Consider the following 15,427-nt stretch of genomic DNA (forward strand, 5'->3'; position numbering starts at 1 on the left):
CTATGCGTAACCTGAGGGTTATTTTTATTACTGATCGGCGGCCAAACCAAATGATGTAATAAAAATGCCAATATAGAGCGACCTTGCGGTCGCTCTTTGTCTTTCTTATAAGCTCTAGCTTATCCTTTTACACCACCTGCCGTCAAACCACCAACTAGCCAACGTTGTGCTAACAGGAAGACGATAGTGATAGGAAGTGCTGATAGTACTGCTGCTGCCGCAAAGTCACCCCATAGGTAGTTTTGTGGGTATAGATACTGCTGCATGCCAACCGCTAGTGTGTAAGAGTTCACGTCTGAAAGCAGGATAGATGCAACCGGAACCTCACCAACAACACCGATGAACGATAGGATAAATACTACCGCTAGAATTGGCACAGACAGTGGTAGTAGTACCAATCGGAATGCTTGCCATGGAGTAGCACCATCTAGCGCTGCCGCTTCTTCTAGAGAGTTATCAATCGTTTCAAAGTAACCTTTGATTGTCCAAACGTGCAGTGCAATACCCCCTAAGTAAGAGAAGATAAGACCACCGTGTGTGTTCAAGCCTAGGAATGGAATGTACTGACCTAGTTTGTCGAACAACGCGTAGATTGCAACCAGTGCTAGTACCGCTGGGAACATCTGGAAAATCATCATCGCTTTTAGAATCGTCTCTTTGCCCTTAAAGCGCATACGAGCGAATGCGTAAGCCGATGTTGTAGACAGTGCCACAATCAGGATTGATGTGATACCTGCAACTTTTACTGAGTTCCATAGCCAAGTTAGTACTGGGAATGGAGGCGGTGTTACCGAGCCATCTGCGTTAGTTACTGGGATACCAAGTGCCAGTTTCCAGTGCTCCAGTGATGGGTTCTCTGGAATCAAGCTACCTGTTGCAAAGTTACCTTCACGGAACGAGATCGCGATGATCATCAGTAGTGGGAAGATAATCAGTGCTAGGAAGCACCACAGCGCAATATGCGTTGCCCACACTCGGTATTTCAGGCTTTTACCTTGTACCATAGCCATTGTCGTGCTCCTTAATCTTGAGACAGTTTAGTGAAACGAAGGTTTAGTAACGCTAGGGCACCTACTAGTAGGAAGATAAGCGTTGCGATTGCACTTGCTAGACCGAAGTCTTGACCGCCGCCGCCTTCAAACGCGATTCGGTACGTGTAGCTTACAAGTAAGTCTGTGTAACCCGCAGGCTCAGAAGTACCAATCATGTTTGGACCACCGTTCGTCAACAGCTGAATCATTACGAAGTTGTTGAAGTTAAATGCGAATGCAGCAATCAGCAGTGGTGTTAGTGGCTTAATCATCAATGGGAACGTAATGCGCTTGAAGTTATCGATGAAGTTCGCACCATCAATCGCAGACGCTTCGTATAGGTCATCAGGAATCGCCTTCAATAGACCCATACATAGGATCATCATGTAAGGGAAACCTAGCCATGTGTTTACGATAAGCACCATGGTCTTCGCTAGGATTGGGTCAGAGAACCAGTTCGGCTTAAGACCGAAGATGCTCTCTAGCACCATGTTGATTTCACCAAAACTTTGGTTGAACAAACCTTTAAAGATAAGGATTGAGATAAACGCTGGTACTGCGTAAGGCAGAATCAGTAGAACACGGTAAACAGCGCGACCTTTCAGCTCTTCCCACTGTACGATGTTCGCAAGAATCAAACCAATCGCCAGAGTGAAGGCAACGGTACAAATCGAGAATACAACCGTCCAAATAAAGATGCTGATGAAAGGTTCTTTGATGCCTTCATCTTTCCAAACACGCTCAAAGTTAGCCGTACCGATTTCAACCACGAAGCCCGGTGAGATGGTGTTACCAATGAATGCACCATTCTCATCAACAGGTTGGTAGAAACCTACTTCCATATTTGGTTTTAGAGTTTCACCCGTTTCGTTGTTGTATAGCGTTTCGCCATCGTCTTGCATTGTGTAAAGCGGAACCACAGCAGCAAACTTACGTAGGCCGCTCATGCGGATGTCTTCACCTGATGGTAGGTGGAAATCAACAGCACTGATTGCAGTACGATTTTGGATGATCGTTTTGATCTTCTCTTTTTCGCCTTGAGCAGAGTCGATCGCCTTCAGATCCATGTCAGTGACGTTCAAGCCGTCTAACGAGAACTCTTCAGTCGCGAGAAGTTGCTCACCATCTTTAACCACGATTTGGTGGCCGTTGTCTGTTTTGTACAGAGTGAATGGGAAGCTGTCACCGCTTTGGAACGTACGGTCCATTAGGACAGTTTGAGTACGCTCAAGCGAAAGTTGGTTTTTTGCACTGTAGTTAGTGAACGCAAGACCGACGGTATAAGCCAAAGGGAAGAGAATGAAAAGAATCATTCCGGCAATACCAGGGTAGATATAACGGTGTGCGTAAGTTTTCTTGCTACCGAAAACGTAAAGAGCTAAAGCCGTTAGGATCACTGTAAGCAACGCGAATGCGAGCTCACCGCGAGAATACATTAGGATTGTAGCGTAGCCATTGATTAAGCCAACGCTACCAAGCAATCCCCACTTAATGAAGACGCTTTTACTTCCTGGAAGGCTTGTTGGTGCTTGAATAGCATCTGTACCTTGAACTGACTGCATAGAGGAACCTGCTAGCGATATATAAAATAGAAAAGTAAGGAGGGGTTACCCCCTCCTTAAAAGGGTGTTTCGTCGATATTATTTAGTCATGCGTGTTTCAGCAGCTTTAAGAGCTTGGTCTACAGTTTGACGACCGTCAACTACGTTACCAATTGCCTCTTCCATGCTGTACCAGAACGTTGTGAACTGAGGGATGTTAGGCATGATTTCGCCGTTCATCGCGTTGTCCATTGTCGCTGCGATACGAGTGTCGCTGTCTAGTTGACGTTGGAAAGAGTTAAGCGCTACAGCACCTAGTGGCTTGTCGTCGTTTAGGCTCTTAAGACCTTCGTCAGTCAGTAGGTAGTTCTCCATGAACTCAACCGCTAGGTCACGGTTTGGAGAAGCTGTGCTGATACCACCAGCCCATACACCAACGAAAGGCTTAGATGCTTTACCGTTGAATTTAGGTAGAGTTGCAACACCGTAATCTACGCCAGATTTCTCGATGTTTGCCCAGCCCCAAGGACCGTTGATTGTCATTGCTACGTTACCAGCAACGAACTCAGATTCTGCTACAGAGTAGTCCATGTCAGCAGAGATCACTTTGTCTTTAACCATCTTCTCGATGAAGCCTAGAGACTTCTGAACACCGTCAGTCGCTACGCCAGCATCTTTAATGTCGTAACCTTCAGCGCCTTGCTTGAATGCGTAACCGCCGTCAGCAGCAAGTAGAGGCCATGTGAAGTATGCGCCGCCACGTAGAGGCCACATGATCGCTTTCTTGCCGTCTTTTTGTAGCTCAGCGTTAAGTGCTGGGATCTCTTCCCAAGACTTAGGTGGCGTTTCGATAAGTGCTTTGTTGTAGATTAGAGAAACTGACTCAACCGCTACAGGGTATGCAATTGTTTTACCTTCGTAAGACACTGCGTCCCATGCGAAGTCTACGATACCTTCTTTAGTTTCTTTTGAAGGTTTGATATCCACAAGAAGACCCGCTTCTGCGAAGCCACCGAAACGGTCGTGTGCATAGAAAATCATGTCTGGGCCGTCACCCGCAGCTGCAACTTGAGAGAATTTCTCTTCTAGTTTGTCTGGGAAAGCTACAGTAACTTTTACGCCTGTGTCTTCTTCAAAGCGTTTACCTACTTCTGCCATGCCTTCGTAAGCTTTATCACCACCTACCCAGATTGTTAGTTGGCCTTCTTCGATAGCAGCGTTTGCACCGAAAGAACCCAGAGCAACTATTGTACCTAGAGCTACAGCGCTTAGAGCGTTTTTCATGTTAATATCCTTTTTATATTTATACGTAGGGCGCATTCATTTAAGACGAGCCAGTTTTCGATAGATATGATCTGAAAAAACCGTCTTAAGCTCATCATCCTAGCCACTACGCCCCAGCTATTATGGCTTAAATTCGTGATCACCATCGGGTCGGATTAGAGAGCGAAATCACAAAATTCGTAAGCACCGTGATCAATATCACCGTTATGCGATGAATTTATTTGAAGTGGATCGCCTATTGCGTTTCACCCTCTTTATCTACTCCTCCCCTCCTACTCCCCCTCGTTAATTTTCCATTAGGAGGATGTACTCTTTCTTGGATTAACCGAAACTGCAGTCATCCAAGAGTGGATAGTAAGAACCCTTTACCGGCAATTGTTTGTTGCTCTTATATAGACCGAACAATACTTGTTGGCTTGCATTGCCCGCTTTTGTCTTAAATTAAGCATCAAGCTAAACCAGTGATGGAATCACGGGGGAGGTTTAGCTTGATGTGGGGGAAAGAGACATCTGCTTGGCTATGAGGGTGTGCTTGGTTGGACTGATAATTTATTGAAACCACCAAGCACACCCGTTTTTTCTTACACACTCAATGCTTACCAATTCCTACAGTTACTGCTGACCCAATAATCTCTTATAATGATAAGCAGTAAATTTTAAAATTTGATCGATCGAGGACGAGCTAGATGGCGAGTGTCACGTTAAAAAACGTTTATAAATCATATGGTGATGTACAGATTTCTAAGGACGTAAACTTAGAGATCAACGAAGGTGAGTTTGTAGTATTCGTTGGACCATCAGGTTGTGGTAAATCGACACTATTGCGCTGTATCGCAGGTCTAGAAGATATCACTTCAGGTGATTTGTACATTGGCGACGAGCGTATGAACGACGTTGAGCCATCTAAGCGCGGCGTGGGCATGGTATTCCAATCTTACGCTCTATACCCTCACCTAAACCTATACGACAACATGTCTTTCGGTCTTAAGCTGGCAAAAGCAGACAAGGCTGAGATCGACAAACGTGTTGAACATGCTGCTGAAATCCTACAGCTAGGTCACCTACTAGAACGTCAACCAAAAGCGCTTTCTGGTGGTCAACGTCAGCGTGTTGCTATCGGTCGTACTCTGGTTTCTCAACCAAACGTATTCCTGCTGGATGAGCCTCTATCTAACCTAGATGCGGCACTACGTGTTCAAATGCGTTCTCAAATCACTAAGCTACAACGTCAGCTTGGTTGTACCATGATTTACGTAACGCATGACCAAGTAGAAGCGATGACGATGGCAGACAAAATCGTTGTTCTTGATGGCGGTTACGTATCTCAAGTCGGTAAGCCTCTTGACCTATACCACTACCCTCAAAACCGCTTCGTAGCAGGCTTCATCGGTTCACCTAAGATGAACTTCATGTCTGTTCACATTGAAGCAGTAGAGTCTGAGCGTGTAATGGTTCAACTTTCAAACGGCATGACTTTCTGGATTCCAGTAGATGGCACGACAGTTAACGTTGGTGACCGTATGTCACTGGGTGTTCGTCCTGAGCACTTGCTGTCTGCAGAAAACGGCGACGCAACCATCGAAGGCGAAGTGATGATTGTTGAGAAACTAGGTAACGAAACTCAGGTTTACTTAAACCTAGAGAGTGCAGATGCTGACGTTATCTTCCGTCAACCAGATACATTAGACGTTGAAGTAGGCGACAAGCTTGCTATCGGTATCCCAGCGCACCGTTGTCACCTATTCCACAGCGACGGTAAAGCATGTCGTCGTCTATACGTAGAAAAAGGTACAGAGTAAGCCTCGACGATAGATTCGAGCTCTGTTTCTAAGAATAAATTGCCCTATCAAAATCCCTCCTCGTGAGGGATTTTTTTGTCTCAAAGGTAGGGTGAATTGATATCAGCTAGATGACCAACATAAGTCACCTAGAAGGAGGTTCTACTCCCCTACTCCAAACCACCTAAAAGTCCTGTCAGCACCTACAAAAAAGGCCCAGCATTCGCTAGACCTTTGTCATTCTTTAGGGGTTTGCCCCGACACCGACCAGATTAGTGGATTGGTGTGTTCTTTTGGTTGAACTTACCGAAGTGCTCTTCTAGTACTTCTGGTGTCAGTTTACCTTCCGCTTCTAGACGCTTAAGCTCAGCAACAACGGCTTTTTGCTCTTCTAGTGACGGTAGTTTCACTTCTGGCTCGTCGCCCATCTCTTGAGACATAAGCTCAAGTTCTTTTTCAAAATCGCTCATGATTTTTTCTTACCTAAACATTAATACTAAGACAATTTTACTCATTTCTAAGCAATGATGCTAGGTGCTTTGACCTTACCCCAAAAACTAAGGTAAGGCCGATGCGCAAATCAATATTTTAAAACTAAAAGCTTAAAGCTTAAATGAGCCAACCATCTTATCAAGACGAGAAGAGAGCGAACGTAACTCTTGGCTTGCATCAGCCAGTTGTTCAGCTGTACCCGTAGTGACTTCGTTAATCGCGTTGATCTCTTCGATGTTCTGGTTGATGGTGTGAACCACTGTTGATTGCTCTTCAGTCGCTGTCGCCACTTGAGTGTTGCGATCAGTGATGTCTAGGATTCGATCAGAGATACCACCTAGCACTTCAACCGCCTCATCAGAAGCAGTTACACCTTCCATCGTAATGATCTTGCCAGCACTCATTGCCGTCACTGCGTCTTTCGCATCGCTCTGCAGCTGGTTGATCATCTTCTGAATCTCTTCCGTTGAATCTGCAGTGCGGCTTGCTAGGTTACGAACCTCATCCGCTACCACGGCAAAGCCACGACCTTGCTCACCAGCACGCGCTGCTTCAATCGCTGCGTTAAGTGCCAGTAGGTTAGTCTGCTCAGAGATATCACGAATCACACCAAGAATAGAGCCGATGTCTTGAGTGGTTGACGCTAACTGCTCGATCACCTGACCTGTGCTCTCAATGTCTTGAGCCAGTCGGCTGATTGCATCTTTCGCTTTGTTCACCACTTCACGACCGACTTCAGTGTTATCAGATGCGTGGGTCGCTGTTTCTGCTGCCGTTGCCGCGTTAGAAGCGATCTCGCTGATGGTCATACCCATCTGGTTTATTGCTGCTACCACTTGAATAGTTTGGTCACGTTGCTCTTGGCTGTTGTCATGAGTAATGTGAGCTTTGCTCGATACGCTTTCCGCCGCAACTTGAAGCGCTTGGCTGGTTTCGCACACCTCTTTCATCGATAGGTGAATCTTTTCGATGAAGCCATTAAAGCCTGCAGATAACTGTGCAATTTCGTCGTTACCTTTTACTTCGATACGCTGCGACAGGTCGCCATCGCCTTTACCTAGGTCAGTAAAGCGCTCAGAAAGAAGTTTAATTGGCTTGGTGATGCTGTTCGCTAATAAGAAGCCCATAAAGATGAACACTAGAGCAACAATCACCGTCATGATCAGCATCTTCTGTGCGGTTGCATCAAGTTCTGCGAACACTTCAGACGTTGGAACCACACCGATAACGAACCAATCCATTGACGAAACATAAAGACTTGCAACAAACAGTTCTTGGCCTTGGAACTCTGTCGTAATCAGGTTAAAGCCTGATTTGTTCAACAACTGGCTTGCTTGCGCGCCATATAGTTGTTGTAGAGATGAATCACTGCGCGCTCTGTCACGGTGAATCTGTACATCACCTTGGCTGTTGGTTAAAAAGACAAAACCGGTATTCTCAATCTTGAAGCTGTTTAACAAGTTAACCATGTCATCCATGGACTTAGACAAACCAGACATTGCTTTGCCAGCAGGTTGCTGATAGTTCGCGAACATCTTCACTTCGCCGTTCGCTTCTTGGAACATGCTTACCATGGTCGGTTGACCAGATTGAGTAAAACCAAAGAACCAGCCATCTTGCTGCTGGTTGAGCTGGCGTAGGAAGCCATTTTGGTTCCAGTAGTAAGCCGTTTCACGGTTTGCTACCGAGGCATCATTCAACTGGTATTGATTGCGAACGTTGTTGAGCTGCTTGACTAGCTTGGCTTCAACTTCAGGATCGCGATAGGTTGATTCAATCGCATCAGCAATGAACTCATTCGACGCAACTTGTTCAGCTGCAAGTAACAGTTGCGATACTTCACGGTCGATTTCGCCATTGATGCGCTCGAGTAAGCCTGGAAGCTCGATATCTATCAAACGGTGGCTTAGTACGTCTCTAGCTTGACGCTGGGCCATTGCACCAACGATGACCGTTGACGCTAGTACCGCAAAAGTGATTCCGGCAACCACTTTCTGCTTAATACTCATTGAATTTAAATTGAACATCTCTCTACACCTAAATTGGGCAAGTAAAATTGTAACTCACTTATAATCGGCCAATTATTCATAAGCTTTAGCGTATGGCAACACTAAAACCATAAATCTCGATGACCTTTAAGCAAACGTTTGGAATGGCAAACATTGCTACCAATATGCGTGTAAATGTTAGTAAAAGACGAGAAAACGATGCGTTCTTCTGCCTAAAAAATATTTATTATTTTGATTATTGTCACTGAATTGAAGATAAAACCATCAATCAAAATCAGTTCTTTGTTAGTTCTTAACATTCTGCGGAACTTTTGGCTAGATTTTCTAACCAAGTAGCTAATACACTGTGATTACACAGAAAATTCCAACTTCAATACAAGATACTCCGAGACAACGTCATGCATTCAAACGCCTTCAACACGCTAAAAACTTATCTAGAGGCTCAAATCATTGGACAACAGGAGCTGGTTAAACAGCTGATGGTTGCGCTGCTCGCCGATGGTCACATTTTGGTTGAAGGTCCACCGGGACTGGCAAAAACTCGCGCCGTTAAATCGCTTGCAGATTGCGTAGAAGGTGACTTCCACCGTATTCAATTTACGCCGGACTTATTGCCTGCCGATCTAACCGGAACGGATATCTTCCGCCCTGAGACGGGGGACTTTACCTTTCAGGCGGGGCCAATTTTTAACTCTTTGATTCTTGCCGATGAAATCAACCGAGCCCCCGCGAAGGTACAAGCTGCAATGCTAGAGGCAATGGCAGAAAAACAAGTGACAGCCGGGCGCAAGACTTACCCACTACCAGAGCTTTTTCTCGTCATGGCGACGCAAAACCCGATTGAGCAAGAAGGCACCTACCCGTTGCCAGAAGCACAGCTCGACCGTTTTCTACTGCACCTTGATGTCGCTTACCCAGATATGGAAAGTGAACTAGCAATACTTCGCTTAAATCGAGGTGAGGCTCAAGGCCAAGCACTCGAGCAGCCAGAACCAATGCCGCAACAAGCTGTATTTGAAGCGAGACAAGAAGTGTTGAATGTGCACATGGCTGAGAGCATTGAGCAATATATTGTGAGACTGGTTATGGCAACTCGTCAGCCAGAGAAATACAGCCCACAGCTCGCTCAATGGTTAGAGATGGGGGTTAGTCCTCGTGCCACTATTGCGCTCGATCGCTGTGCGCGTGCTCATGCATGGTTGTCTGGCCGTGACTATGTCACTCCTGAAGACGTACAAACGATGGCCTTCCCAGTGCTGCGTCACCGTTTATTGCGTAGCTACCACGCACAAGCTGAAGGTATCACGCCAAATCAGGTGATCACTCATCTTATTTCTCTTGTTGGCAGCGCGTAGTTTTTAGCATGAATCAGCAACTCCCTCGGCACAGTAACGGTGTGTTACTCAGCTTAGATGAGCTTTTGCAATATAAAGCTCAAGCGATTCGTTGGCTGCCACCCGCAAAAAGCCTTTGGTCCCAGCTCAACGGCCAACATGAAAGTCGTAGTAAAGGCAGAGGCATGAACTTTTCAGAAGTTCGTCAATACCAAGCTGGCGATGACATTCGCAGTATTGATTGGCGTGTCACGGCCCGTACTGGTAAGCCGCATACTAAGATATTTTCTGAAGAGCGAGAGCAACCTGTCATCCTCTACTTGGATATGTCGAATAGCATGATGTTTGGGTCGACTCTATTGTTAAAGTCGGTTCAGCTTGCACATCTAACCAGCCAACTCTGCTGGCTGACGATTGCTGGTAAAGACCGTATAGGTGCAGTCATCGATGACGGCCAAACGCTAACTGAGATCAAACCAAGCTCTAGCCACCACGCACCATTACGTATCTTGCAGCAGTTGATTGCGATTAATAACCAGTCGGTACAATCGACTAGGCTTCCTTGTCAGACAGATTTTTCAATGGCACTCAAGTCATTGAACCGGCTCAGTCCTAAAGGAAGCGACATTATTTTCTTAAGCGACTTCAATCGTTATAAAGATAGTGACTACTCACTACTAAATCAGATGCGTCAACACAACAGAATCCGTTTTGTTCACTTCTATGACCCTTTAGAGCAAGGCAACACCAGTTTTAAAGGCATGAAGCATGTCAGCGATGGTGAGCGAACTCAATGGTTTAACTTCTCTTCAAAAGCGGAGAAGAACAAGCTAAAGACCGCCTTCGAAGAGCATCAACAACAGATCAAAGACCTCTGCTTACGTCTTGCTATTCCTCATAGCTCGATCACCAGTGCAGAGCCTTTGACGAAGCAAATTTCTGGGGGTAAGCATGACGCCTAAATTAGACCTTAGTCCCGTTATTACTCCCGAAGCACCACATTGGTGGCCACTCGCTTGGGGTTGGTGGTGCCTTGCTATTGCCGTCATCGCACTCGCTGTGATTGGTCGAATGCTTTACAAAAGATATAAGCAGGAGCGCAAGGTTCAAAAAATCGCTCTAACTAAACTGACGCAGAATAGTGAGCTTTCACCCGCTCAGGCACTCGCAACAGTTCGCCAAGCAGCAATGAGCTACTTCCCTCGAGAAACGATCGCCTCTTTGCAGGGAGAACAGTGGTATAAATTTCTTGATGCGCAGATAAAGTCACCTCGTTTTGTTGACCATAGCGAGGCGTGGCAGCGAACTCTATATCAGAGCGAGCGGGCTCCAATCGATCCCTCAACGCGCAACATGTTGATCGATGATTGTATCTATTGGGTTCGCCATGCATTGCCACCAAAGAGAGCTCAATTATGAGTAGTTTGTTGAATATTGAATTTGTGTGGTGGTGGATGTTTTTGCTGTTGCCGTTACCACTGCTTGTACTTCGTTTGGCACCAGCCGCCAAGCCAACAGACACACTGACACTGCCTTTTTTACCTAGCAACACCAAGGGTAAAGCGCCTAGCACTCGCCTACCTAAAGTTCTAGCCTCGTTGATATGGCTGATGCTAATCACGGCCAGTGCCAGACCCGTCTGGTTCGGAGAGCCAGTGGAGTTTCAACCTAAACACCGTGACTTGATGTTAGTGGTCGATCTCTCTTACTCAATGAGCCAAGAGGATATGGCGTTTAATGGCGAGTACATCGACCGTTTATCGGCGGTAAAACGTGTGCTCAGTGACTTCATCGATAAACGCAAAGGAGATCGCGTCGGACTCGTACTGTTTGCCGATCACGCGTATCTACAAACGCCACTCACGCTCGACAGAAACACACTCAGCCAGCAGCTTAATCAAGCGGTGTTGAGGCTCATCGGCACTCAAACAGCGATTGGCGACGGCATTGGCCTTGCCACTAAAACCTTTGTCGACAGTGATGCACCACAGCGTGTGATGATCTTGCTCAGTGATGGCAGTAATACCGCTGGCGTTCTCGATCCGCTTGAAGCGGCAGATATTGCTAAGAAATTCGACACCACTATTTACACCGTTGGCGTGGGTGCTGGCGAAATGGTGGTTAAAGAGTTCTTTATGTCACGTAAGGTGAATACTGCCGAAGACCTTGATGAGAGAACGCTGATGGACATAGCAGAGCGGACCGGAGGCCAATACTTCCGAGCGCGCGATAGCCAAGATTTGGCGACTATCTATGACACGATTAATAGTTTAGAGCCAATATCAGGCGCAACTAAGGTATGGCGTCCACAGCAAGAGTGGTTCCACTGGCCGCTTACAGTTGCTGTCGCTTTATCACTGATTTTGTTAGTCATTAGGAGAAACAATGTCTAACTTTACCTTTATCTATCCAGCTTGGTTGCTCGCTTTGTTTGCGCTGCCTGTGATTTTGATGCTATCGCGCCGTAACCAAAAGCAAGGGTTACTCGCGCCACACATCGCGCAGTACTTAGACCCGGCGAAAGTAACCAATTCGCGCAGCAAGCTATCACTTTTCTCTGTTTGGTGGACCATCACCATCATCGCGCTTGCGGGCCCAAGTTTCAGTACCAGCGAACGCCCAAGCTTTGAAAAGACTCAAGCACGAGTTTTGATCATGGATATGTCAATGTCGATGTATGCCACCGACGTGAAACCTAACCGATTAACCCAAGCTCGTTACAAGGCGTTGGATCTGCTTTCTCAATGGCGTGAAGGAGTAACAGGCATGGTCGCTTACGCGGGTGACGCTTATACTGTCAGCCCTCTTACTACCGACAGCGCAACCATCGCAAACCTTGTCCCTAACCTGTCGCCAGATATTATGCCTTATCAAGGTGCTGATGCAGCCAAGGCGGTCAAGCGAAGTATTGAGATGCTGCAACGCGCCAATGTCTCTCAGGGCGATCTGATATTGATCGCTGATGACATCGACGACAACGAGAAAGGAGCGATCAATGACCTACTTTCTGGTACACCTTGGCGCTTGTCAGTTTTAGCCGTTGGTACTCGAGCTGGTTCACCGATCACGATGAGCAATGGTTCCATGCTCACTCAAGATTCAGGCCAAACGGTAATCGCCAAAAGCGACATCAGTAACATGCGTTCAATCAGCCAGTCCAACCAAGGTGCGTTTGCTTTGGTACAAGCTGACAACTCAGACATAGAGACAATTACCCAGTTTATTGAATCTCACATCCTAAGCGCTGAAGTTGAGAAGACGACACAAGGTGTCACTAGCCGCGTTAATCACGGCTTTTGGCTGCTACCTCTGATCCTACTCCCTGCTCTAGGATTGTTCAGACCGGGCGTGATCTGGAGCGTACTAGGCTTTGCGTTATTGGCCACTCAACCAAACCCAGCTTTTGCAAGCCCTTGGCAAACCGATGATCAGATAGCCCATCAATACTATGAACAAGGTGACTTTGAGCAAGCAGCAAAACTGTTTACTGATCCGGAATGGAAAGGGGTCGCTCAATATCAAGCCGGACAATACCAAGAGGCCGAAAACACACTGTCTGCTTTAGATACAGAGCGTGCGCGCTACAACCACGCCAATGCGCTCGCACAGCAAGGTAAGTACGAACCTGCCATCGACGAGTACAAACGCATCCTTCAGAACAACCCTAACCACGTCTTTGCTAAAAGCAATCTAGAGATTCTGGAGCAACAGCAACAGCAACAGCAACAGCAACAGCAACAGCAACAGCAACAGCAACATGGTGATCAGAGCCAACCTCAAGATCAAGCAAATCAGCAAGGTCAGCAAGGTCAGCAAGGTCAGCAAGGTCAGCAAGGAGAAAATGACCAAAGCCAGGATAGTTCGTCAAACTCCCAAGGCCAGTCACAACAATCGGCTTCTGATTCAGGTGGAGAACAGTCTCAACAATCAGCGAGCCAAAGCCAACAACAGAGTGGCAACAGTGGTGACGGCCAAACATCATCATCTGAACAGGAGCTATCACAGGCAAGCGGTAGCAATGCTAGCCAAACTCAAGCTGGCGAGGGGGATGAAAAACAAGGCTCGACCGCCTCGGCTAAGCCAACTTCAGCCCAGCAACAAAAGTCTGATACCGAAGGTTCGCCGCAAATGGCACATACTCAACCCTCAGAAGCCTCGCAAGACCCAGACCGTAAAAAACTTGAGCAAGTCGAGAGCGTACGCGACCCAAGTCGCCTGCTTCGAGCTCAAATGATGTTACAAGCGCAAGAACAAGGCGCTCCAAATAACCAATCGAAAAAGTGGTAACCATGCAACGTATTCATACACCATTTTTGACGCTACTGTTCACGCTCATCATGAGTATTTTCAGTAGCCATACCGCCTACGCAGCGACAGCCGTTGCCAGTGTTAGCGAGAACCAAGTGACTAAAGATGAAGTATTTCTATTAAGAGTTTCAACCGATGAAAAAGTCAGCTCAGACGCTTTAGATTTGACTGCGCTTGAGAGTGACTTTTACATTGGCAGGCCAAACTTTGGTTCTTCGATTCGCATCATCAATGGTAGCCGCACTGTTTCAAGCGAATGGACCATCACCCTGGCACCACTGAGACTGGGTAAGTTAACTATTCCAGCCTTTGATATTGAAGGGGCACAAACTCAACCGATTCAAATCAATGTCGCTCAAAACAAAGCCGCGCCAACACAAGATCAGATGGCTGAATTCAAACTCGACCTGAATAGAGACTCGCTCTATGTCGGTGAGGTGGCGATTTTAGATGTGAAGCTGATCATCAAAGCCGACCCAAGACGCTTGCAAGATCCGCGTATTGAACCACCAAGCTCTTCGAGCCTAAAAGTAGAACCTATTGGGGAATCTAAGCAGTACCAAGATGTATACCACGGCAAAGAGGTGACGGTCGTTCAGCAGAGCTTTGAGATATCTTCAGATACCGTGGGTAAGTTTGAGTTGCGCGGGCCAAAATTGACAGGTGCTGTGGTCTACTCTGCCAACAACTCAAACAAGACGCGCCTATTTCAGCTCGACACGCCAGTTCAAACGCTACCAGTCGAGGTATTATCCATTCCAGGCGATGCACAAGGTGATTGGTTGCCAACGGCCGACTTAAGCGCCAATCAAGTATGGAGCATTAACGATACTAGGCTTACTCGCACCCCAGAACAACTAGATCTAGAAGCAGGCGATGCCTTAACACGTACCATTACTGTGAGTGCTAAAGGCATTAAAGCTCATCAGTTGCCAAGTGTTAATGTTCAGTACCCAAGTAGCGTACGTGTTTATGAAGAGAAGCCTCAGTTTGGTAAAACAGACGCAGGAGACAACCTTGTTGTTTATAAACAGGTATTGATTCCAAAATCAGCAGGTACGATTGAGCTTCCAGGGCTGGAACAAGCTTGGTTTAACACTGAAACCAAACAGAAAGCCACCAGCCAAATTAAAGGGCTAACCTTAAACGTCACTGGTAATAACGATGCGCTAGTGCAGGCTCCAACATCAACAGATAAGCCAAATAACGTTGAAGTAGTAACAACTTACCAACCAGGTATTTGGCCTTACCTAACCGCGCTTTTTGCCTTATTGTGGCTAATCACTTCTGTATTTGCCTTAAGCCTATGGCGTAAAAAAGGTTCAAAGAGCACAGTGACACCGAAAGTCGTCAGCAAAGACAAGACACAAGCTGAGCTTATCGATGCGATTCAGAGAAAAGATGCCCTGATGGCGAGCGCCAAACTCAGTCAGTGGCAACAAGAGAATCCAGATCTTCCACAACAGCACATTGATACAGTGAAGCAAGAAATCGACACACTCAACCAACACCTATTTGGTCCGCAAGCGGATGATGGTTCAGGCTGGTCACCAAATTCGGCCATTGAAGCTATTAATGCAGCCAACCGCAATCACACGATACAAACAAGTGACCAACTTGCAGCTTTATAGCTTATCGTCAGAAGCTTAA

General features: G+C 46.6%; 12 protein-coding genes. 7 read left to right on the plus strand and 5 right to left on the minus strand.

Going from position 1 to position 15,427, the window contains the following annotated elements; translation table 11 throughout:
- Nucleotides 1-119: 119 nt before the first annotated feature.
- The 3 genes from malG to malE all read right to left on the minus strand — a co-directional run bounded on the left by malG (nt 120) and on the right by malE (nt 3,856).
- Nucleotides 120-1,010: a maltose ABC transporter permease MalG gene (gene malG, locus AC6R05_RS21625; protein WP_239839628.1), complete on the minus strand. Its 891-nt coding sequence runs from the start codon at nt 1,008-1,010 to the stop codon at nt 120-122.
- An 11-nt stretch (nt 1,011-1,021) separates the two neighbouring features.
- Nucleotides 1,022-2,593, minus strand: a complete 1,572-nt coding sequence (gene malF / locus AC6R05_RS21630) for a maltose ABC transporter permease MalF (protein ID WP_032550489.1) — start codon at nt 2,591-2,593, stop codon at nt 1,022-1,024.
- A 78-nt stretch (nt 2,594-2,671) separates the two neighbouring features.
- Entirely contained in the window at nt 2,672-3,856 is a 1,185-nt protein-coding gene (gene malE, locus AC6R05_RS21635) for a maltose/maltodextrin ABC transporter substrate-binding protein MalE (RefSeq protein ID WP_032550490.1), read from the minus strand.
- A gap of 686 nt (nt 3,857-4,542) precedes the next feature.
- Here malE and malK point away from each other — a divergent pair.
- A complete protein-coding gene (gene malK, locus AC6R05_RS21640; RefSeq protein ID WP_150896753.1) occupies nt 4,543-5,655 on the plus strand; it encodes a maltose/maltodextrin ABC transporter ATP-binding protein MalK in 1,113 nt (370 codons plus the stop codon).
- Between the two features lie 251 nt (nt 5,656-5,906).
- Here the strand turns inward: malK and AC6R05_RS21645 are convergent, their stop codons facing one another.
- Both AC6R05_RS21645 and AC6R05_RS21650 read right to left on the minus strand, forming a co-directional pair.
- A complete protein-coding gene (locus AC6R05_RS21645; protein ID WP_032550492.1) occupies nt 5,907-6,104 on the minus strand; it encodes a restriction endonuclease subunit S domain-containing protein in 198 nt (65 codons plus the stop codon).
- 132 nt (nt 6,105-6,236) lie between these two features.
- Entirely contained in the window at nt 6,237-8,153 is a 1,917-nt protein-coding gene (locus AC6R05_RS21650) for a methyl-accepting chemotaxis protein (protein ID WP_152469861.1), read from the minus strand.
- 380 nt (nt 8,154-8,533) lie between these two features.
- Between AC6R05_RS21650 and AC6R05_RS21655 the strand changes: the two genes are divergently transcribed.
- Genes AC6R05_RS21655 through AC6R05_RS21680 form a run of 6 tightly spaced genes read left to right on the plus strand, consistent with a single transcriptional unit; the run spans nt 8,534 to nt 15,408 of the window.
- Entirely contained in the window at nt 8,534-9,490 is a 957-nt protein-coding gene (locus tag AC6R05_RS21655; RefSeq protein WP_500648577.1) for an AAA family ATPase, read from the plus strand.
- Nucleotides 9,491-9,498: 8 nt separating this feature from the next.
- On the plus strand, nt 9,499-10,431 hold the full coding sequence (locus AC6R05_RS21660) for a DUF58 domain-containing protein (RefSeq protein ID WP_500648578.1): 933 nt from the start codon (nt 9,499-9,501) through the stop codon (nt 10,429-10,431).
- Nucleotides 10,421-10,888 (plus strand): DUF4381 domain-containing protein, encoded by a 468-nt coding sequence (locus AC6R05_RS21665; protein ID WP_500648579.1) that lies wholly within the window; start codon nt 10,421-10,423, stop codon nt 10,886-10,888. Before AC6R05_RS21660 ends, AC6R05_RS21665 begins: the two co-directional genes overlap by 11 nt.
- Nucleotides 10,885-11,862 (plus strand): vWA domain-containing protein, encoded by a 978-nt coding sequence (locus AC6R05_RS21670; protein WP_500648580.1) that lies wholly within the window; start codon nt 10,885-10,887, stop codon nt 11,860-11,862. The genes AC6R05_RS21665 and AC6R05_RS21670 overlap by 4 nt, the downstream gene beginning before the upstream one ends.
- Complete coding sequence (locus tag AC6R05_RS21675; protein ID WP_500648581.1) at nt 11,855-13,756, plus strand: VWA domain-containing protein; 1,902 nt, start codon at nt 11,855-11,857, stop codon at nt 13,754-13,756. Before AC6R05_RS21670 ends, AC6R05_RS21675 begins: the two co-directional genes overlap by 8 nt.
- A gap of 2 nt (nt 13,757-13,758) precedes the next feature.
- A complete protein-coding gene (locus AC6R05_RS21680) occupies nt 13,759-15,408 on the plus strand; it encodes a BatD family protein (protein WP_500648582.1) in 1,650 nt (549 codons plus the stop codon).
- The last annotated feature ends 19 nt before the right edge of the window (nt 15,409-15,427 follow it).

This window comes from Vibrio sp. R11-SG3-ISO9, assembly GCF_059834255.1.

Coding starts and splice junctions, on each gene's coding strand:
- AC6R05_RS21670 (WP_500648580.1), top strand. CDS start 10,885: ATGAGTAGTTTGTTGAATATTGAATTTGTGTGGTGGTGGATGTTTTTG.
- malE (WP_032550490.1), bottom strand. CDS start 3,856: ATGAAAAACGCTCTAAGCGCTGTAGCTCTAGGTACAATAGTTGCTCTG.
- AC6R05_RS21680 (WP_500648582.1), top strand. CDS start 13,759: ATGCAACGTATTCATACACCATTTTTGACGCTACTGTTCACGCTCATC.
- AC6R05_RS21655 (WP_500648577.1), top strand. CDS start 8,534: ATGCATTCAAACGCCTTCAACACGCTAAAAACTTATCTAGAGGCTCAA.
- malG (WP_239839628.1), bottom strand. CDS start 1,010: ATGGCTATGGTACAAGGTAAAAGCCTGAAATACCGAGTGTGGGCAACG.
- malK (WP_150896753.1), top strand. CDS start 4,543: ATGGCGAGTGTCACGTTAAAAAACGTTTATAAATCATATGGTGATGTA.
- AC6R05_RS21660 (WP_500648578.1), top strand. CDS start 9,499: ATGAATCAGCAACTCCCTCGGCACAGTAACGGTGTGTTACTCAGCTTA.
- AC6R05_RS21645 (WP_032550492.1), bottom strand. CDS start 6,104: ATGAGCGATTTTGAAAAAGAACTTGAGCTTATGTCTCAAGAGATGGGC.
- AC6R05_RS21650 (WP_152469861.1), bottom strand. CDS start 8,153: ATGTTCAATTTAAATTCAATGAGTATTAAGCAGAAAGTGGTTGCCGGA.
- AC6R05_RS21665 (WP_500648579.1), top strand. CDS start 10,421: ATGACGCCTAAATTAGACCTTAGTCCCGTTATTACTCCCGAAGCACCA.
- AC6R05_RS21675 (WP_500648581.1), top strand. CDS start 11,855: ATGTCTAACTTTACCTTTATCTATCCAGCTTGGTTGCTCGCTTTGTTT.
- malF (WP_032550489.1), bottom strand. CDS start 2,593: ATGCAGTCAGTTCAAGGTACAGATGCTATTCAAGCACCAACAAGCCTT.